The sequence below is a fragment of the Lysobacter sp. A286 genome (assembly GCF_054052105.1).
The window spans coordinates 119,822-137,659 of the sequence record NZ_JBSVRJ010000002.1 but is presented as its reverse complement, the minus strand read 5'-3'; the positions used below and the strand labels follow the sequence as shown (position 1 = coordinate 137,659).

General features: G+C 66.9%; 16 protein-coding genes and 1 riboswitch. Of the genes, 14 read left to right on the top strand and 2 right to left on the bottom strand.

All coding sequences use genetic code 11. The features are described 5' to 3' along the window. The first annotated feature begins 1 nt into the window (after position 1). The 5 genes from ACW7G0_RS10860 to ACW7G0_RS10840 all read left to right on the top strand — a co-directional run bounded on the left by ACW7G0_RS10860 (position 2) and on the right by ACW7G0_RS10840 (position 4,402). Positions 2 to 2,464: a heavy metal translocating P-type ATPase gene (locus ACW7G0_RS10860; RefSeq protein ID WP_456989633.1), complete on the top strand. Its 2,463-nt coding sequence runs from the start codon at positions 2 to 4 to the stop codon at positions 2,462 to 2,464. Beyond that, positions 2,461 to 2,715, top strand: coding sequence for a cbb3-type cytochrome oxidase assembly protein CcoS (ccoS, locus tag ACW7G0_RS10855; RefSeq protein ID WP_456989632.1), 255 nt, complete (start codon positions 2,461 to 2,463; stop codon positions 2,713 to 2,715). Before ACW7G0_RS10860 ends, ccoS begins: the two co-directional genes overlap by 4 nt. Before the next feature lie 2 nt (positions 2,716 to 2,717). Further along, positions 2,718 to 3,446, top strand: coding sequence for a sulfite exporter TauE/SafE family protein (locus tag ACW7G0_RS10850; protein ID WP_456963249.1), 729 nt, complete (start codon positions 2,718 to 2,720; stop codon positions 3,444 to 3,446). A gap of 47 nt (positions 3,447 to 3,493) precedes the next feature. Then, a complete protein-coding gene (gene queD / locus ACW7G0_RS10845; protein WP_456989631.1) occupies positions 3,494 to 3,847 on the top strand; it encodes a 6-carboxytetrahydropterin synthase QueD in 354 nt (117 codons plus the stop codon). 117 nt (positions 3,848 to 3,964) lie between these two features. Continuing rightward, positions 3,965 to 4,402, top strand: coding sequence for a phasin family protein (locus ACW7G0_RS10840; protein ID WP_456963247.1), 438 nt, complete (start codon positions 3,965 to 3,967; stop codon positions 4,400 to 4,402). 73 nt (positions 4,403 to 4,475) lie between these two features. Here ACW7G0_RS10840 and bioD read toward each other — a convergent pair whose 3' ends face one another. After that, positions 4,476 to 5,165, bottom strand: coding sequence for a dethiobiotin synthase (gene bioD / locus ACW7G0_RS10835; RefSeq protein ID WP_456989630.1), 690 nt, complete (start codon positions 5,163 to 5,165; stop codon positions 4,476 to 4,478). Positions 5,166 to 5,216: 51 nt separating this feature from the next. Here bioD and ACW7G0_RS10830 point away from each other — a divergent pair, with 51 nt between their 5' ends. The 3 genes from ACW7G0_RS10830 (at position 5,217) to btuB (ending at position 8,402) form a co-directional block, all read left to right on the top strand. After that, positions 5,217 to 5,699 (top strand): GAF domain-containing protein, encoded by a 483-nt coding sequence (locus ACW7G0_RS10830; protein WP_456989629.1) that lies wholly within the window; start codon positions 5,217 to 5,219, stop codon positions 5,697 to 5,699. Further along, on the top strand, positions 5,696 to 6,058 hold the full coding sequence (locus ACW7G0_RS10825) for a TfoX/Sxy family protein (protein ID WP_456989628.1): 363 nt from the start codon (positions 5,696 to 5,698) through the stop codon (positions 6,056 to 6,058). Before ACW7G0_RS10830 ends, ACW7G0_RS10825 begins: the two co-directional genes overlap by 4 nt. Positions 6,059 to 6,108: 50 nt before the next feature. Then, a riboswitch (cobalamin riboswitch) is annotated at positions 6,109 to 6,370 on the top strand. A 136-nt stretch (positions 6,371 to 6,506) separates the two neighbouring features. Continuing rightward, on the top strand, positions 6,507 to 8,402 hold the full coding sequence (gene btuB / locus ACW7G0_RS10820; RefSeq protein ID WP_456989627.1) for a TonB-dependent vitamin B12 receptor: 1,896 nt from the start codon (positions 6,507 to 6,509) through the stop codon (positions 8,400 to 8,402). Positions 8,403 to 8,547: 145 nt separating this feature from the next. On the opposite strand, the gene glmS is transcribed toward btuB, so the two are convergent. Continuing rightward, entirely contained in the window at positions 8,548 to 10,377 is a 1,830-nt protein-coding gene (glmS, locus tag ACW7G0_RS10815; RefSeq protein WP_456989626.1) for a glutamine--fructose-6-phosphate transaminase (isomerizing), read from the bottom strand. A gap of 202 nt (positions 10,378 to 10,579) precedes the next feature. Between glmS and ACW7G0_RS10810 the strand changes: the two genes are divergently transcribed. The 6 genes from ACW7G0_RS10810 to ACW7G0_RS10785 all read left to right on the top strand — a co-directional run bounded on the left by ACW7G0_RS10810 (position 10,580) and on the right by ACW7G0_RS10785 (position 17,816). After that, a complete protein-coding gene (locus ACW7G0_RS10810) occupies positions 10,580 to 11,854 on the top strand; it encodes an efflux RND transporter periplasmic adaptor subunit (protein ID WP_456989625.1) in 1,275 nt (424 codons plus the stop codon). Positions 11,855 to 11,882: 28 nt separating this feature from the next. Next, the gene (locus tag ACW7G0_RS10805; protein ID WP_456989624.1) at positions 11,883 to 12,605 is read left to right on the top strand and encodes an ABC transporter ATP-binding protein; all 723 of its coding nucleotides are present in this window, start codon (positions 11,883 to 11,885) and stop codon (positions 12,603 to 12,605) included. Positions 12,606 to 12,614: 9 nt separating this feature from the next. Then, the gene (locus ACW7G0_RS10800; RefSeq protein ID WP_456989623.1) at positions 12,615 to 13,940 is read left to right on the top strand and encodes an ABC transporter permease; all 1,326 of its coding nucleotides are present in this window, start codon (positions 12,615 to 12,617) and stop codon (positions 13,938 to 13,940) included. 10 nt (positions 13,941 to 13,950) lie between these two features. Next, positions 13,951 to 15,165 carry an ABC transporter permease gene (locus tag ACW7G0_RS10795; RefSeq protein ID WP_456989622.1) on the top strand — a complete coding sequence of 405 codons (1,215 nt, stop codon included), beginning with the start codon at positions 13,951 to 13,953 and terminating at the stop codon, positions 15,163 to 15,165. 96 nt (positions 15,166 to 15,261) lie between these two features. Then, positions 15,262 to 16,578: an ABC transporter permease gene (locus tag ACW7G0_RS10790; protein WP_456989760.1), complete on the top strand. Its 1,317-nt coding sequence runs from the start codon at positions 15,262 to 15,264 to the stop codon at positions 16,576 to 16,578. Between the two features lie 8 nt (positions 16,579 to 16,586). Continuing rightward, positions 16,587 to 17,816: an ABC transporter permease gene (locus ACW7G0_RS10785; RefSeq protein WP_456989621.1), complete on the top strand. Its 1,230-nt coding sequence runs from the start codon at positions 16,587 to 16,589 to the stop codon at positions 17,814 to 17,816. Positions 17,817 to 17,838: the final 22 nt, after the last annotated feature.

Below are 17,838 nucleotides of genomic sequence, written 5' to 3'. Positions count from 1 at the left end.
AATGGCGGTGGCACTGACTCCCGGCGTGCCAGCACGCAACGAAGCGCTACTGGCCGATACCGACGGCTGCTATCACTGTGGTGAGGTCTTGCCTGCCGGCCCCGCACGGGTCGAGCTGGACGGCGCAACGCGCAGGTTCTGCTGCGACGGTTGCGCCGCCGCCGCGCAGTGGATCCGCGAAGCCGACCTGGGCGACTACTACCGGCTGCGCAGCGAACACGCCGGCCGGGTCGGTGTCGAACCGGTCGACCTGTCGGTGTGGGACCGCAACGAGCTGCTGTCCGAGCATGCCCACGATATCGACGGCGGGCGCGAGATCACCCTGCTTACCGACGGCATGCGCTGCGCGGCTTGCGCGTGGTTGATCGACCGCGTGCTGGCGCGCGAGCCGGGCGTGCTGGAGGCCGGCGCCAACGCCGTCACCGGTCGCATCCGGTTGGCCTGGGATCCACGGCTCACCAACCTGTCGCAACCGTTGCAACGCCTGGTCACCCTGGGCTATCGGCCCTACCTGGCCAGCGGCGAGGCGCGTGAGCGTGCCCAGCGGACACAACGCAACCGTGATCTGATCCGGATTGGCGTCGCCGGACTGGGTTCGATGCAGGCCATGATGCTGGCCGGCTCGCTGTACCTGGACACCAACGGCAGCATGCCGCTGCCGACCCGCGACTTCTTCCGCTGGCTGACCTTCCTGGTGTCCACCCCGGTGGTGTTCTACGCCGGCTGGCCGTTCATCGCCGGCGCCTGGCGCGAGCTGCGCCATCGCCAGCTGGGCATGGACACACTGATCGCCGGCTCCACCCTGCTGGCCTACTTCGCCAGCGTGGTCGGCACCATCCGCAGCAGCGAACACGTCTGGTACGACGCGGCGGTGATGTTCGTATTCCTGTTGCTGGTCGCGCGGATGCTGGAGCAGCGCGCGCGCCGGATTGCCAGCGCCCAGGTCGACGCACTGGCACGGGCACGCCCCGCATTCGCGACCCGCGAGTTGGCCGACGGCAGTCGCGAATCGATTCCGCTGGCCGCGCTGGTGGTCGATGATGTCGCCTGCGTGGCGGCCGGCGAAGTGGTGCCGGCCGATGGCGAATTGCTCGATGGCCACGCCCGCTTCGAGGAAGCGCTGCTGACAGGCGAATCCAGCCCGGTCGACAAACAGGCCGGTGCAACCGTGTACGCCGGCACCGTCTGCCGCGAACGACCGGCGCGGTTGCGGGTGACCCGGACCGGCAGCGCCACACGCCTGTCGCAACTGGCGCGGCTGGTCGAGCAGGCCCAGTCGCAGCGACCGGCACTCGCACGTGCCGCCGAGCGCATCGCCCATTATTTTGTCGCCGGATTGTTGCTGGCGGCCGTGCTCGTCTACTTCGGTTGGCACGCCTACGACCCCTCGCGCGCGTTCGAGGTCACCCTGGCCTTGCTGGTGATCAGCTGCCCGTGCGCGTTGTCGCTCGCGGTGCCAACGGCGCTGACCGCCGCCCATGGCGCACTGGCCCGGATCGGCGTGCTGGCGGTGCGCGAAAACGCCCTGGATCGACTCGCCAAGGTCACCGACATCGTGTTCGACAAGACCGGCACGCTCAGCGATGGGCGCCCGGTACTGGCGGGCATCGAGACCTTCGGCGGCATCGATCGTGACCACGCCATGCGCATCGCCGCCGCGCTGGAACGCGACAGCGGCCATCCGATCGCATTGGCGTTTGCCGCGGTCGCCGATGCGCCGCATGCCCGCGACGTGCAGGCGGTCCCGGGCCAGGGCATTGAAGGCGTCGTCGATGGCGAACGCTGGCTGCTGGGCCAGGCCGGCTTTGCTGCCGGCGGCGAGGATGATGGACGGTTGTGGCTCGGCAACGGCAAACGCGCGGCGGCACGGTTCCAGCTGGCGGAGTCCGAGCGTGCCGATGCGCGCGCCGCCGTGTCGCTGCTGGGCAACCAGGGACTCGCGGTGCATCTGTCCAGCGGCGACGCCGCCGAGCCGGTGCGGGGTTTCGCGCAACGGGTGGGGATCGACCAGGCGCATGCACGGCAGGCCCCGGAGGACAAACTCGCCTTCGTTCGCGACCTGCAACAGCGCGGCCGGGTGGTGGCCATGGTCGGTGACGGGCTCAACGACGCACCGGTACTGGCCGGTGCGGATGTATCGCTGGCGATCGGAGAAGGCGCTGCACTCGCCCAGCGCGCCGCCGACCTGGTGCTGACGGGGCACTCGCTGACACGCGTGCCCGAGGCGATCGCGATCGCCCGCCGCACCCGTCGGGTCATCCGCCAGAACATCAGCTGGGCATTGGGCTACAACATCCTGGCACTGCCATTGGCCGCCGCCGGCATGGTCACGCCGTGGATCGCCGCGCTGGGGATGGCGGTATCGTCCTTGATCGTCACCGCCAACGCGTTGCGGCTGACCCGGTCGCCGGCACCGGGCGACGCGCCGACACCTGCCCTGGCTACCGCGGACCTGCACCCATGAACATCCTGCTGTTCCTGATTCCCGTCAGCATGTTGGCCCTGGGCGTCGCGCTGTGGGCATTCATCTGGGCGGTCAAGCGCGGCCAATTCGAGGACCTGGATACCCCGGCACTTGATATCCTGCGCGAGGACGAGCACGACCGCGTCGCTCCCTTGCCGCCTCCGGTCACTGGCAACGCTGATGATGTCGACATCGATGCTGTCGCGCCGGCAGACGGCAGCCGAACCCGCGAAGACCGGCAAGCTGATTGAGCATGCCGATTGACTGGCTCACCCTCGGCGCCGCCCTGCTCACCGGTCTCATGGGCGGCGTGCATTGCGCGGCGATGTGCGGCGGCATCGCCACCGGGTTCTCGGCGATGGGACCGAAGGCCAGCTGGAAATACGCCATCGAACCCAATCTCGGCCGCGTGCTGGGCTACACCGCGGCCGGCGCGATCGCCGGCGGCATCGGTCACGGCATCGTCGACCTGGCCCGGCTGGATTGGCTGGCGTGGGGGTTGCGCGCGGCGGTCGGATTGGTCTTGATCGTGGTCGCGGTGCGGCTGCTGGATCGCAAGGGCCGGCTGGCGTTCCTGTCCGGGCCGGGCACCGGCGCGTTGTGGTCGAAACTGCGACCGTTGCAACGGCGGCTGCTGCCCGCCAACACCAGCGCAAAACGGATCGGGCTGGGCATGTTGTGGGGCTGGATGCCATGCGGCCTGAGCACCACCATGCTGGCCGCAGCGTGGCTCCAGGCCGATGCTCGCAACGGTGCGTTGACGATGGCCGCGTTTGGCCTGGGCACACTGCCGTTGATGGTGTCGCTGACCTGGTCCGGGGCGCGGCTGGGCCAGCGCCTGCAACGTGGCGGCTGGCGTGCCGCGGCCGGTTTACTGGTGCTCGCGGCCGGATTGCTGACCCTGGCCTCGCCGTGGCTGATGCAGGTGCCGGCGATGCATGGCCTGCTCGCGGCACTGGGTTGCCTGCCGCGCCCGGTCTGAGTAGCGTCAATGCCGCTCGACCACCGGCCACGGCGATACAATGGCGCATGGACATCTTCAAGATTTTTACCCTGGAAGCCGCGCATCGGCTGCCCAACGTTCCCGAAGGACACAAGTGCGCGCGCCTGCACGGTCACTCCTTCCGGGTCGAGATCCACCTGGAAGGCGAGCCCGGTGTTGAAACCGGCTGGGTGGTCGACTTTGCCGACGTCAAAGCCGCCTTCCAGCCGCTGTACGACCAGCTCGACCACAACTACCTCAACGACATCGAGGGTCTCGACAACCCGACCAGCGAACGCATCGCAATATGGATCTGGGATCGGCTCAAGCCCACCTTGCCGTTATTGAGTGAAGTGGTGGTGCATGAGACCTGCACGTCCGGCTGCCGTTACCGGGGGTGAAAGCTGAACGATATTCAGCTTAGCGCTTGCTGGATGTTGCATCGCACCATAAGCACGGTTATGCTGCAACGCACAAATCGACAAATCTCTTGTCGACGCCAGCAGGAGCCTCCCGCCATGTACCAGCAGTTCAACGAGCAGTTCGCCGCCGCCACGCGTCAGTTCGCGGATGCCGCGGCCCAGGTCAACCGCCTCGCGATCGAAAATGTCGAAGCCGTATTCGGCCTGCAGATGGCCGCGATCGAAGACCGCGCCAATGCCACCTTTGCGTTCCTCGGTGAAGCCGCCGAAGTGCGCGACGCCGACGGCCTCAAGAAGATCTGGCCGAAGGGCGTGCAGGTCGCCCGCGAGAACGTCGAGCGCGGCGTCGCCATCAGCCAGGAAGTGATCGGCCGCACCACCAAGGCCAACGAGCAGATCAGCGACATCACCAAGTCGCAGCTCGAAGCTACCGCCAAGACCACCCAGGCCAATGCCGAGCAGGTCGCCAAGGCCGTGACCGAGAAGGCCGAGTCGTTCACCAAGGGTGCGACCAAGGCTTCCAAGTCCAAGTAAGTCTCTCTCTCCAGCTACGGCCGGAACACGAAACCCGGAAGCGCAGGCTTCCGGGTTTTTTGTTGCCCACCGATCAGGCCGGGAGCACGGTGTCGGGCAGTTGCAGGTGCCCGGCCAGGGCAGCGGGATCAGGCTGGGGTCGATGGGGCAATCGCCCCCAGCACGGCACGGGCAGGCGATCGCACAGCGTCTGGAAGTTGTCGTCGATGCGCGCCATCGCCGGGTCCACTTCATTGGCGATCCAGCCCAGCAATGGCACGCCATCGGCCTGGATCGCACGCACGCTCAGCCGTGCATGGTTGATGCAACCCAGCCGCAGACCCACGACCAGCACTACCGGCAGGTCCAGCGCGCGTACCAGGTCGAGCTGATCCAGCCGTGCCGACAACGGTGCGGTCCAGCCGCCGACGCCTTCGACCACCACCGTATCGGCCTGCGCCGCCAGCCGCGCATGGGCGGCCAGCAACGGTGCAAGTTGCAACTCGACGCCCTCATCGCGCAACGCCAGTTCGGGCGCAATCGGCGATTGCAGTGCAAACGGATTGATGTCGGCATACGCCGGTCGCGGGTCACTGGCGGCCTGCAACAACAAGGCGTCCTCGTTGCGCCAGGCACCGTCAATGAACCCACAACCGCTGGCCACCGGTTTCATCCCGACCGCGCGCTGGCCGCTTGCGCGCAGGGCGTGCAGCAAGCTCACGCTGGCGACGGATTTTCCCACCCCGGTGTCGGTACCGGTGACATAGAAACTGCGGATAGCCATGGCCACATGGTAGTCCCGGCCCACCGACATCACCGCTGCTAGACTGGAACAATGTTCAATCCCACCTCTCTGTCCGGCAGCAAGCCGGAACAATATGCCGACCTTGCGGCCCAGGTCCGCGCCCTGCTCGCTGACGAGCGCGACCGGATCGCCAATGCGGCCAATTTGTCGGCGCTGGTGTATCACGCACTGCCGGCGCTGAACTGGGTCGGATTTTATTTTTTCGATGGTCGCGAACTGGTGGTCGGACCATTCCAGGGCCAGCCGGCCTGCGTGCGCATCGCGCTCGACAGGGGCGTTTGTGGCGCGGCGGCAACCACTCGCAAGACCCAACGCGTTGCCGACGTCAATGAGTTCGAAGGCCATGTGGCCTGCGACTCGGCCTCGCGATCGGAACTGGTGGTCCCGCTGTTTCGCGGCGATGAGCTGATCGGCGTGTTCGATATCGACAGCCCGCAGACGGACCGCTTCGACACGGACGACCAAAGCGGGATGGAAGCGATTGCGCAGATATTTGTGGAGTCGCTGGAATGAAGGAAAAGCTGCGCAATATCGGTCCAAAATCCAGTGCCTGGTTGCGGCAGGTCGGCCTGCACAGCCGCGACGAGCTGCTCGAACTCGGTCCCGTGGAGGCGTTCATGCGGGTCAAGCGCGCTGGCTTCAAGCCGACCCTCAACCTGCTGTATTCGATCGAGGGCGCGTTGCTGGATTGCCATTGGCAGGACGTTCCCGAGCAGCGTCGCAACGAGCTGGTCGCCGCCGCCGAAGCGGCCATCGAGCAACTGCCGCCGCCACGGCACAGTCCAGCGGCCGGCCCGGTCACCACGACCGTGTTGACCGCCGACACCGTGCCCCTCAGGCCCGACCCCGACGAGCCCTACCGGCGCAACTGAGCCGCCGCGTTGCCGCCGCCACCCTTTGCGCCGGCAGCCACCGATCGCTTAGACTGGCGCCGCTTCGAGGTGACCCGGCGGCGTCCTGCCAACGGGTTGAAACGGGAAGCCGGTGACGCCGTCAACACGGTCACCCCGGCACTGCCCCCGCAACGGTAAGCGAGCCCAGCCGCGGCTCACCGCCACTGTGTGGCAAGTCTCTTGGGACTTGCAGGCATTCCATCAAGAATGCTGCATGGGAAGGCGCCACGGCCGGTGTCGACAACGACACCACTCGCGAGTCCGGAGACCGGCCTGGATGCAGGGTTTCGACCCACTATTGGTTGCGATGCGGCGGGCATTGCGGCGACAACGCCGGTGCCTGTCCGACCGTTTTCGCAACAGCTCCCCTCCACGCAGCTTCCCCAAGCCCGGCACGGCGATTTCCGTGCGCGTTGGAGAACCATCGATGCAGTCCCGTTCGCTGTCCCTGGCCGTCGCGGCCGTTCTTGTCCTGCCTGTTGCTGCCCTGACGGGGCTGGCCCACGCCGCCGGACCCCTGCCCGAAGGCGCTCCGCAATCGGCCACCGATCTCGACGGCGTAGCGGTCACCGCCACCCGTACCGCGATCGACGTCGACACCGCGCTTGCGCCGGTCGAGGTGATCGACCGGGCCGAGATCGAACGCAGCCAGGCGCGCTCGCTGCCGGACCTGCTGCGCGGCCGCGCCGGCGTGTCGATGTCCAACCAGGGCGGCACTGGAAAGCTGACTACGCTATTCCTGCGCGGCAGCGAGTCCGACCACGTCGTGGTGCTGGTCGACGGCATCCGGATCGGTTCCGCCACCTCTGGCCTGGTCTCGTTGCAGAACCTGCCGCTGGCGCTGGTCGAACGGGTCGAGATCGTCCGCGGGCCGCGCTCCAGTCTGTACGGCAGCGAGGCGATCGGCGGAGTGATCCAGATCTTTACCCGTCGGGTTGGCGATGCCCCGGGCTACGCGCCGCGTCTGCACGTCGGCGGCGGCAGCCACGGCGCGCACGAGTACGGCGTCGGTTTCGGTGGACGCAACGAGCGCACGTGGTTCGGTGTCGACTACGAGTTCCAGCGTACCGAGGGCTTCAATGCCTGTGACGTCGCGACGCCGGACCCCTTCGCCGGTGGCTGCTTCATCACCACGCCGGAACCCGATCTGGACGGCTACATCCAGAACGCACTGGCATTGCGCGGCGGCATCGACCTCAACGACGCCTGGCAGCTCAGCGCGGTGGCCTTGCGCAGCGAAGGGGAGAACGACTTCGATGGCGACTTCACCAACCGCTCCGAGACCGTGCAGCAGGTGGTCGGCGGCAGCGTGCGCTGGCAGCCGTCCGACACGATGCAGTTGAAGCTGACCGCCGGCCGCAACGTCGATGCCTCCGAGCAGTTCAAGGACGGCGCCAACCTCGGCAATTTCGACACCGACCGCGACAGTGCCAGCCTGCAGGGCGACTTTGGCATCGGCGACCAGCAAATGATCAGCGCCGGCGTCGACTGGCTGCGCGACCGGGTCGCCGGCAGCACCACGTACGACGAGAGCGAGCGCAGCAACCGCGCCGCGTTCGCGCAGTACCAGGGACGCTTCGGCGCGCAGTCGCTGCAGGCCAGCGTGCGCCGCGACGACAACGACCAGTTCGGCGGCCACACCACCGGCAGCGCGGCCTGGGGCATCGATTTCGCCGATAACTGGCGGCTCAGTGCCGGCTACGGCACCGCTTTCAAGGCGCCGACCTTCAACGAGTTGTACTACCCGTTCTTCGGCAATGCCGAGCTGCGTCCGGAGGAATCGAAGAGCGCCGAACTGGGCCTGGGCTGGAACGGCGACCGCTTCGATGTCCGCCTCGACGCGTTCCAGACCACCGTCGACGACCTGATCGCGTTCGATGCCGCGATCGGCTTGCCCAACAACATTGATCGCGCGCGCATGCGCGGCGCCGAACTCGGCATCGACACCGAACTCGCACAGTGGCAGGTTGCCGCCAGCGTCAGCTTCCTGGACACCGAGAGCCTGACCGGTTTCCAGGCCGGCAACGACCTGCCACGCCGTGCCCGCGAGAGCGCCCGACTCGAACTCGACCGCGCGTTCGGCGACTTCCGCATCGGCCTGACCGGCGCCGCCGAAGGCGCGCGCTTCGACGACGTCGCCAACACTCGCCGCCTACCCGGCTACACGACCCTCGACCTGCGCGCGGAATACGCCTTGACCGATGCGCTGACCCTGCAGGGCCGGCTGGCCAACGTGTTCGACCGCGACTACGAGACCGTGTCGTTCTACAACCAGCCGGGGCGCGAGTGGTTCGTGACCTTGCGTTACGCGCCGGCGCAGTAGGTCCAGGGAAAGCCTGAACACCCCCGCTTTCGCCGGTCATTCCCGCTATCGCCCGTCATCCCCGCGAAGGCGGGGATCCATGGACCTGGATTCTCAAGCACTTAACGTCCATGGATTCCCGCCTTCGCGGGAATGACGGCGGTTGTTACTCCACCGTCACCGACTTGGCCAGGTTTCTCGGCTTGTCCACGTCGGTACCGCGTGCCAATGCCACGTGGTAAGCGAGCAGTTGCACCGGGATGGTGTGGATCACCGGCGAGAGCACGCCGACGTGGCGGGGGGCGCGGATGACATGGACGCCTTCAGAGGGGCCGAACTGGCTGTCCTCATCGGTGAACACGAACAACTCGCCGCCGCGGGCGCGGACTTCCTGCATGTTGGATTTCACCTTCTCCAGCAGGCTGTCGTTGGGGGCGATCACCACCACCGGCATGTCCGCAGTCACCAGTGCCAGCGGGCCGTGCTTGAGCTCGCCTGCGGGGTAGGCCTCGGCGTGGATGTAGGAGATTTCCTTGAGCTTGAGCGCGCCTTCCAGGGCAATCGGGTAGTGCACGCCGCGGCCGAGGAACAATGCGTGCTCCTTGGGGGCAAAGCGCTCGGACCAGGCGATGATCTGCGGTTCCAGGTTGAGCGCGTGCTGGACACTGCCGGGCAGGTGGCGCAGGGCGTCGAGATACTCGGCCTCGCGGGCCTCATCGAGCCGCCCCTGCAGCTTGGCCAGGGTTGCGGTCAGGGTGAACAGCGCGACCAGTTGGGTGGTGAAGGCCTTGGTCGAAGCGACGCCGATCTCGGCGCCGGCGCGGGTGTAATAGACCAGACGGCTGGCGCGCGGGATGGCGCTCTCGGGGACGTTGCAGATCGACAGGGTCTTGTCGTGGCCGAGCGACTTGGCGTATTTCAGCGCCTCCATCGTGTCCAGCGTCTCGCCCGACTGCGACAGGGTGACGACCAGGTGCTTCGGGTTGGCGACGGCGTCGCGGTAGCGGTACTCGCTGGCAATCTCTACCGAGCACGGCAGCCCGGCGATCGCCTCGATCCAGTAACGCGCGGTCAGACCGGCGTAGTAGCTGGTGCCGCAGGCGAGGATCTGCACGCCTTCGACGCCGGCCAGCACTTCCGCCGCATCAGCGCCGAACAACTCCGGCGCGAACCCGTCGATATCGATCACGCCTTCGATGGTGTCGGCGATCGCGCGCGGCTGCTCGTGGATCTCCTTCTGCATGAAGTGGCTGTAGGGCCCGAGCTCCAGCGACGCCAGCGACACGTCCGACAGGTGCACCTCACGCTCGACCGGGGCGTGGTCGGGGCCAAATACCTGCACCGCATCGCGGGTGATCTCGGCGGTGTCGCCTTCTTCCAGGAAGATCACCTTGCGGGTCGCCTGCAGGATCGCGGAGACGTCGCTGGCGATGAAGTTCTCGCCCTCGCCCACCCCGATCAGCAGCGGGCAGCCCATGCGGGCGGCGATCAAGCGGTTGGGTTCCTTGCGACTGACCACGGCCAACGCATAAGCACCGTGCAACTCCTGCACCGCGGCCTGCACCGCGTGCAGCAGATCCTTGCCTTGGGTGAGGAAGGAATGGATCAAATGGGCGATGACCTCGGTGTCGGTCTGGGACTCGAACTCGTAGCCCATCGCGATGAGTTTTTCGCGCTGCTGGTCGTGGTTCTCGATGATGCCGTTGTGCACCAGCGCGACGCCGTGGCTGACGTGTGGGTGCGCGTTGGCTTCGGTCACTCCGCCGTGGGTGGCCCATCGGGTGTGGCCGATGCCGAGCTGGGCGTGGAAGCCCTCGGCCAGCGCGGCACCTTCCATCTGTGCGACCCGGCCGGTACGGCGCACCCGGCGCACGTCCTGACCGTCGATCACGGCAATGCCGGCCGAGTCGTAGCCGCGGTACTCCAACCGCTTCAGGCCTTCGATCAGGACCGGAACCACATCACGATCCGCGATCGCACCGACAATTCCACACATGGCTAGAACTCCTGCAGGTAGCCGCATAGTTTAGCCGGGACCGTGCGGGAATATTGGTCGGGATTTTTCCCGGAGTGGCCGTCCGGCCGGACGCGGAAGACCGTCCGCCGGACGTAACGCGACGATGCATTTCATTTGATATCAATTGGTTACGCGTTGGCATGGAACCTGCTTGGCTGTTGGTAACCACCAAGGGGAACCCATGAGCATCCGCGACACCTCCGCGCAGGACCAACCCGTTTCCGGCGCTTCCGGACAGGCGCGCAAGCGTCGCAACCGGCTACTGGCCGTCGCCTCCGCAATTGCCCTCGTGTTGCTGGCCGTCTGGCTGGTATTGAGCTGGAGTGCGGGTAGCCGGTCGTTCGACGCCGGCCGCGTGCGTATCGCCGAAGTCACCCGCGGCGACCTGGTGCGTGACATCTCCGCCGATGGCCGGGTGATCGCCGCCAACAGCCCTACCCTGTACGCGATTGCCGGCGGCACCGTCACCCTGGACGTGGTCGCCGGCGATGTGGTGAAGAAGGGTGCCGTGCTGGCGGTGATCGACAGCCCCGAGTTGCTCAGCAAGCTGGCCCAGGAGGAGGCGACACTGGCGAGCCTGGAGGCCGAGGCCAACCGCGCCACGCTGGATGCCCAGATCGCCCGCTCCGCTGCACGCCAAAGCCTTGACCAGGCCGGTATTGATCGTCAGGCCGCCGAGCGCGATCTGCAGCGCAACCAGCACGGCTACGAGGGCGGTGCGGTCGCGCAGATCGATGTCGCACGGGCGCAGGACGACCTCAAGAAAGCCGAGATTGGCCTGGCCCATGCGCGCCGCGAGTTCACCCTGCAAGGCAAGGGCGCCGGCCTGGACAGTCGCAACAAGCAACTGCTTGCCGACCGCCAGCGCGCGGTCGTGTCCGAGTTGCAGCGCCAGGTGGATCTGCTGACCTTGCGGGCGCCGTTCGATGGCCAGGTCGGGCAGGTGCTCGTGGACCAGCGTGCCAACGTCGCCGCGAATGCACCGGTGCTGGGCGTGGTCGACCTGACCCGGTTCGAAGTGGAGATCAAGGTGCCGGAAAGCTTCGCCCGCGATCTGGCCATCGGCATGCCTGCACAACTGTCCGGCGGTCGCGGCGAGTACTCGGCCAAGGTGTCGTCGGTGTCGCCTGAGGTGGTCAACGGCGAGGTCACCGGTCGCCTGCGCTTCACCGACCAGCAGCCACCGGGCCTGCGCCAGAACCAGCGCATGCGCGCACGGATCCTGCTCGACACCCGCGACAACGTGCTGCAGGTCGAACGCGGACCGTTCCTTGAGCAGGGCGGCGGCACCCGCGCCTACGTGATGGACGGCGACATCGCGGTGCTGACCCAGATCCGCACCGGCGTCAGCAGCCTCGGTGCGGTCGAGATACTCGAAGGCGTACAGCCTGGCGACCGCATCGTGGTCTCCGGCGCCGACCAGTTCGGCGACGCCGAGCGCGTCGTCATCAACTAATCAATTATCACCTGCAAGGAACAATCCCATGCTCGACATGCGCCAGGTCACCAAGGTCTACCGCACCGAACTCGTCGAAACCCACGCGCTGCGATCGCTCGACCTGCACGTACGCGAAGGCGAGTTCGTCGCCGTCACCGGTCCGTCGGGCTCGGGCAAGACCACCTTCCTTAACATTGCCGGGTTGCTGGAAACCTTCAGTGGGGGTGTCTACAAGCTCGATGGCGAGGACGTAAGCACCCTGTCCGATGATGCCCGCAGCAAACTGCGCAACCAGAAAATCGGCTTCATCTTCCAGAGCTTCAACCTGATCCCGGACCTCAACCTGTTCGACAACGCCGACGTGCCATTGCGCTACCGCGGCATGCCGGCGGCCGAGCGCAAGCAGCGCATCGAGGCGGCGCTGGCGCGGGTCGGCCTGGGCTCGCGGATGAAGCACTATCCGGCCGAGTTGTCCGGCGGCCAACAACAACGCGCCGCGATCGCACGCGCCCTGGCCGGCAGCCCGCGCCTGCTGCTGGCCGATGAGCCCACCGGCAACCTGGACTCGCAGATGGCCCGCGGCGTGCTCGAGATGCTCGAGGAAATCAACGCCGAAGGCACCACCATCGTGATGGTGACCCACGACCCGGAGCTGGCGGCCCGCGCACAACGCAACGTGCATATCGTCGACGGCATGGCGACCGATATCTCGACCAACCACGGCCTGGCGCGGCCCGTCGACCCCGCCGTCGCCACCCCCGAAAACTGAGGCAAACCCGTGTTTGGCTACTACCTTGAACTGGCCCTGCGCAGCCTGCGCCGCAACCCGGTACTGACCGCGTTGATGGTGCTGGCGATTGCTATCGGCATCGGCGCCAGCATGACCACGTTGACGGTGTTCCATGTGCTCTCTGGCGACCCGCTGCCTGGTCACAGCGGCAGCCTGTTCTATGCACAGGTCGATGCCACACCCGATGCAGACACGCGCCAGGGCGAGCCATTCGACGTACTCGACCACCGCTCAGCGATGGACCTGTGGAGCGCCGGGCGCGCGGACCGCCAGACCTTGGTCAACGACAGTCCGGTCAAGGTGTATTCGCCCGATGCCAGCCAGCCGCCACTGATGACCTCGATGCTGTCGACCACCGCGGATTTCTTCCCGATGTTCAACGTGCCGTTCCGCTACGGCGGCGGTTGGCAGGCAGCCGATGACGCCCAGCGCTCGCGGGTAGCGGTGATCTCCTCCAGCCTCAACAACCGCTTGTTTGGCGGCGCCGACAGTGTCGGTCGCAGCCTGCGCGTGCGCGACACCACCCTGCGCGTCGTCGGGGTGCTGGACGAGTGGCGCCCCTCGCCGCAGTTTTACTCCGTCGCCGGTGGCAATTTCGGCGACGGCGATACCAGCTACTTCTACCGCGAGCCGCAGGACGTGTTCACGCCGTTCTCCACCGGCGTGGAAGTCAACGACGGTCATTTCCAGCAGTTCACCTGCTGGGGCGTGCCGGAGACGCCAGGCCACCTGCTGGACTCGCCCTGCGTCTGGATTGGCCTGTGGGTGCAGCTCGACAGCCCGGCCAAGGTCGCCGGGTATCGCCGCTTCCTGGCCGGTTACGCCGCCGAGCAGAAGGCGCTCGGGCGCATCGGCAACGCCGGCAATACCCGCCTGCGCACGTTGATGCAGTGGCTCGACTACAACCACGCGGTACCCAGCGACGTGCGCCTGCAAGCCTGGCTGGCATTGTCGTTCCTGGTCATCTGCCTGTTCAACACGGCCGGCCTCCTGCTGGCCAAGTTCCTGCGCCGCAGCGGCGAGATCGGCGTGCGTCGTGCGCTGGGGGCCAGCCGTGGTGCGGTGTTTGCGCAGTGCCTGGTCGAGGCGGGGGTGATCGGCCTGCTCGGTGGCTTCGGTGGCTGGTTGCTGACGTTGATCGGCTTGTGGCTGGTGCGGCGGCAGTCGACTGACTATGCCGATCTCGCGCAGTTGGACCCGCTGATGTTCCTGTCCACGTTCGCGCTCGCGATCGTCGCCAGCCTGCTGGCCGGAGTGCTGCCGGCCTGGCGCGCCAGCCGGGTGGCGCCCGGGCTGCAACTCAAGACCCTGTAACGGAGCTCACATGCAGATCGGACTCATCCTTGCGGCATTGCAACGGCACCGGCTCTCGGCGTTGATGATCGCGCTGGAGATCGCACTGGCCTGCGCCGTGCTGTGCAATGCCTGCTTCCTGATTGCCAACCGCTTGCAGGCCATAAACATCATCAGCGGCGTCGACGAGTCGGCGTTGGCGGTGGTGCGGCTGGACGGCTACGACGCGTCGCAGGTGACCGACTTGAATGCACGCATGCTCGCCGGTCTGGCGGCGATCTCCGGGGTGCAATCTGCCAGCGTGATCAACGGCGTGCCGTTCGGGGCACGTACGGGCACCGCCGGCATCGTGCTGGACCCGGAAGGCACGCACTTTGGCGACGTGGTCGACTTTTACGTCGGCGGGCCGGGCAGCCTGGAGGCATTGGGCGTCCGGGTCGCCGCCGGTCGGGCGCCGCTACCCGGCGATTACCAGCCGATGGCCGGTTTCCTCCCGAGCGAGGCATCAGTGCTGGTCACGCGCGCGCTGGCCGAGCACCTGTGGCCGGGCGTCGACCCGCTGGGCCAGGAGTTCTGGATGAGCGACTGGCATTACCGCGTCATTGGCGTATTGGAGCATCTCGCCATTCCCGCCCCCGGCGGCCGCGGCGCGGCCAGCAGCCAGTGGTCGGTATTCGTTCCTGCCCAACCTGGCCCGGGATTGGCGGGCAACTACCTGTTGCGCGGCGAGCCCGGCCGCATGGACGCGATCATCGACGAGGCCCGCACCGCCGCGACACGGATCGCACCCGACGCGGTGCTGGTGGACGAGGAAAGCCGGACCCTGGGCGAGTTGCGTGAAAGCTACTTCCAGCAGGACCGCGACATGACCGTGTTGCTGGTCGGCGTGGTGGTCGCGTTGCTGTTGGTAACCGCACTCGGGATCGTTGGCCTGGCCAGTTTCTGGGTCGCCCAGCGCCGCAAGCAAATCGGTATCCGCCGCGCGCTGGGTGCCACCCGCAGCGACATCCTGCGCTACTTCCAGACCGAGAATTTCCTGATCGTCAGCGCCGGCGTGGTGCTGGGCATGCTGCTCGCCTACACCATCAACCTGAGCCTGATGCAACGCTACGAGTTGCCGCGGCTGCCGGCGATCTACCTGCCAATCGGCGCGGTCACGCTGTGGTTGCTGGGCCAACTCGCCGTACTCGGCCCGGCCCGACACGCGGCCTCGGTGCCACCGGCGGTGGCGACACGCTCGGTGTAGAAACTTCCAATCCTGCCTTCCACCACCTTCTTTCCACGCAACGTCACCGACCCCATCCACGCATTGCCCGAGGCCACCACGATGTTTCGCAACAGCATGTTCGGCTACTACTTCGACCTCGCACTGCGCAGCTTCAGGCGCAACAAGGTTCTAACCGCGCTGATGGTGCTGGCGATCGCGCTCGGCATCGGTGCCAGCATGACCACGCTGACGGTGTTCCACGTGTTGTCGGGCGATCCGCTGCCGGGCAAAAGCCAAACGGTGTTCTATCCGCAGATCGAGCCGCGCTCGATGGGCGGCTACGTCGCGGGCGAGGAGCCGTCGGATCAATGGACCCGTTTCGACGCGGAGGCGTTGCTGCGTGACGCCAAGGGTGACCGCCAGGCGATGATGTCCGGCGGTGCGGTGGCGGTCGAGCCGCAAGTCGAGGGGCTGGCGCCGTTCTACGCCAACGCGCGCTACACCTCGGCTGACTTCTTCTCCATGTTCGAGTTGCCGTTCGCCCATGGCAAGGGCTGGGGCACCGCCGAGGATGCCGCCGATGCGCGCGTCGCGGTGATCTCCGGGTCTCTCAACGAAAAGCTGTTCGGCGGCGGCAACAGCGTCGGCAAGACCATCCAGTTGGACCAGCTGACGTTCCAGGTGATCGGCGTCCTCGACGAATGGCGACCGACGCCACGCTTCTACGACCTGACCAATGACCGCTACGGCGACGCCGAACAGGTGTTCCTGCCCTTCTCCACCTCGCGCGCGCTGGAACTGATCACCCGCGGCAGCATGAACTGTTGGGACGCCGCCGGCGATGCTGTCCAGGACGGCGACAATTACTCGATCAACGCCCCGTGCGCCTGGATCCAATACTGGGTCGAATTGGGGACCCCGGAGAAGGTCGAGGCGTATCAACGCTACTTGACGAATTATTCCGATCAGCAGCGCGCCGCGGGCCGGTTCGAGCGCCCGACCAACATACGCCTGCGCGACGTGATGGGCTGGCTCGACTACAACGGCGTCGTGCCCGGCGACGTGCGCCTGCAGGTGTGGCTGGCGATGGGCTTCCTGCTGGTGTGCCTGGTCAATACCGTCGGCCTGCTGCTGGCCAAGTTCCTGCGCCGCTCCACCGAGATCGGCGTGCGCCGGGCGCTGGGGGCCTCGCGGCGCGCGATCTTCGCCCAGTGTCTGGTCGAGGCCGGGACGATTGGCCTGGCCGGTGGCGTGCTCGGTCTCGGGCTCGCGCTGCTCGGATTGTGGGCGGTTCGCCAGCAACCGACCGGTTACGCCGAGCTCGCCCAATTGGACCCGGCCATGCTGCTGCTCACGTTCGTCATCGCGGTCGTCGCGAGCCTGCTGGCCGGCATGTTGCCGGCCTGGCGCGCCTGCCAGATCGCCCCCGCCATCCAGCTCAAGAGCCAGTGAGGCACACCATGGCCGATATCCGCCCCATCCTGTCGACCCTGCGTCGGCACAAGACCGCCGCCGCGCTGATCGTGCTGGAGGTCGCGCTGAGCTGCGCGATCATCTGCAACGCGGTATTCCTGATCAGCGAACGGCTTGAACGCATGGACCGGCCCAGCGGTCTTGCCGAGTCCGAGATCGTCCGGCTGCAGCTGGCCGGCATCGGCCGCGACGACAACGCCGAGGCACTCAGCCGCGAGGACGTCGCCGCATTGAGCGCCATTCCCGGGGTCAAGTCCGCCGCACTGACCAACCAGTTGCCGTTCGGCAACTCCTCGTGGAACAGCTCGGTCAACCTGACGGCGGACCAGCAGGTCCCGACCCTCAACGCCGCGATTTACCTGGGTGACGATCAATTGCTGGAAACGCTCGGCCTGCGCCTGGTGGCTGGCCGCGACTTCAACCCTGACGAGTACATCGACTGGGAGGCGTTCAACGCGCCGAACTCGGGCATCCAGGCGCACTCGGTGATCCTCTCCCGCGCGGTCGCCGAGCGGCTGTACCCGGGGGAAAACGCCATCGGCAAGCAGCTCTATTCCTGGGGCGAGGAGCCGATCCGGGTGGTCGGCGTGGTCGAGCACCTGATCAGGCCCAATGAGCAGGGCGGTTCGTCGGAGGTCCAGCTGTCGCTGATCCTGCCGATCCGGGTGCCGTTCACGCTGGGCAGCAACTACGTACTGCGCACCGATCCGGATCGACGCGAAGAAGTGCTCAAGGCCGCGGTGGCGACGCTCGACCAGGTCAATCCGAACCGGATCCTGATGGACCACGAGACCATGGAAAAGAGCCGTGCCGACTATTACGCGCAAGACCGTGCCATGGCCTGGCTACTGGCCGCGGTGATCATCGGCCTGCTGGTGGTGACCGCGCTGGGCATCGTCGGGCTGGCCAGTTTCTGGGTGCAGCAGCGCACCAAGCAGATCGGCGTGCGTCGTGCACTGGGCGCCACACGCGGCCAGATCCTGCGCTACTTCCAGGCCGAGAACTTCATCCTTGCCACGGTCGGCATCGTGATCGGAATGGCGCTGGCCTACGGCATCAATTTGATGCTGATGGAGCGTTACGAGCTGGCGCGGCTACCGGCGATCTACCTGCCGGTCGGCGCGATCACACTATGGCTGCTGGGGCAGATCGCGGTGTTCGGGCCGGCCCGGCGCGCGGCCGCGGTGCCGCCGGCGGTGGCCACGCGCAGCGTTTGACTGCGGCCTCCAGTACGCTTGC

Excerpts from the sequence above, each read along its gene's own strand:
- ACW7G0_RS10860 (WP_456989633.1), top strand. The coding sequence starts at position 2 with ATGGCGGTGGCACTGACTCCCGGCGTGCCAGCACGCAACGAAGCGCTA.
- ccoS (WP_456989632.1), top strand. The coding sequence starts at position 2,461 with ATGAACATCCTGCTGTTCCTGATTCCCGTCAGCATGTTGGCCCTGGGC.
- ACW7G0_RS10850 (WP_456963249.1), top strand. The coding sequence starts at position 2,718 with ATGCCGATTGACTGGCTCACCCTCGGCGCCGCCCTGCTCACCGGTCTC.
- queD (WP_456989631.1), top strand. The coding sequence starts at position 3,494 with ATGGACATCTTCAAGATTTTTACCCTGGAAGCCGCGCATCGGCTGCCC.
- ACW7G0_RS10840 (WP_456963247.1), top strand. The coding sequence starts at position 3,965 with ATGTACCAGCAGTTCAACGAGCAGTTCGCCGCCGCCACGCGTCAGTTC.
- bioD (WP_456989630.1), bottom strand. The coding sequence starts at position 5,165 with ATGGCTATCCGCAGTTTCTATGTCACCGGTACCGACACCGGGGTGGGA.
- ACW7G0_RS10830 (WP_456989629.1), top strand. The coding sequence starts at position 5,217 with ATGTTCAATCCCACCTCTCTGTCCGGCAGCAAGCCGGAACAATATGCC.
- ACW7G0_RS10825 (WP_456989628.1), top strand. The coding sequence starts at position 5,696 with ATGAAGGAAAAGCTGCGCAATATCGGTCCAAAATCCAGTGCCTGGTTG.
- btuB (WP_456989627.1), top strand. The coding sequence starts at position 6,507 with ATGCAGTCCCGTTCGCTGTCCCTGGCCGTCGCGGCCGTTCTTGTCCTG.
- glmS (WP_456989626.1), bottom strand. The coding sequence starts at position 10,377 with ATGTGTGGAATTGTCGGTGCGATCGCGGATCGTGATGTGGTTCCGGTC.
- ACW7G0_RS10810 (WP_456989625.1), top strand. The coding sequence starts at position 10,580 with ATGAGCATCCGCGACACCTCCGCGCAGGACCAACCCGTTTCCGGCGCT.
- ACW7G0_RS10805 (WP_456989624.1), top strand. The coding sequence starts at position 11,883 with ATGCTCGACATGCGCCAGGTCACCAAGGTCTACCGCACCGAACTCGTC.
- ACW7G0_RS10795 (WP_456989622.1), top strand. The coding sequence starts at position 13,951 with ATGCAGATCGGACTCATCCTTGCGGCATTGCAACGGCACCGGCTCTCG.
- ACW7G0_RS10790 (WP_456989760.1), top strand. The coding sequence starts at position 15,262 with ATGTTCGGCTACTACTTCGACCTCGCACTGCGCAGCTTCAGGCGCAAC.
- ACW7G0_RS10785 (WP_456989621.1), top strand. The coding sequence starts at position 16,587 with ATGGCCGATATCCGCCCCATCCTGTCGACCCTGCGTCGGCACAAGACC.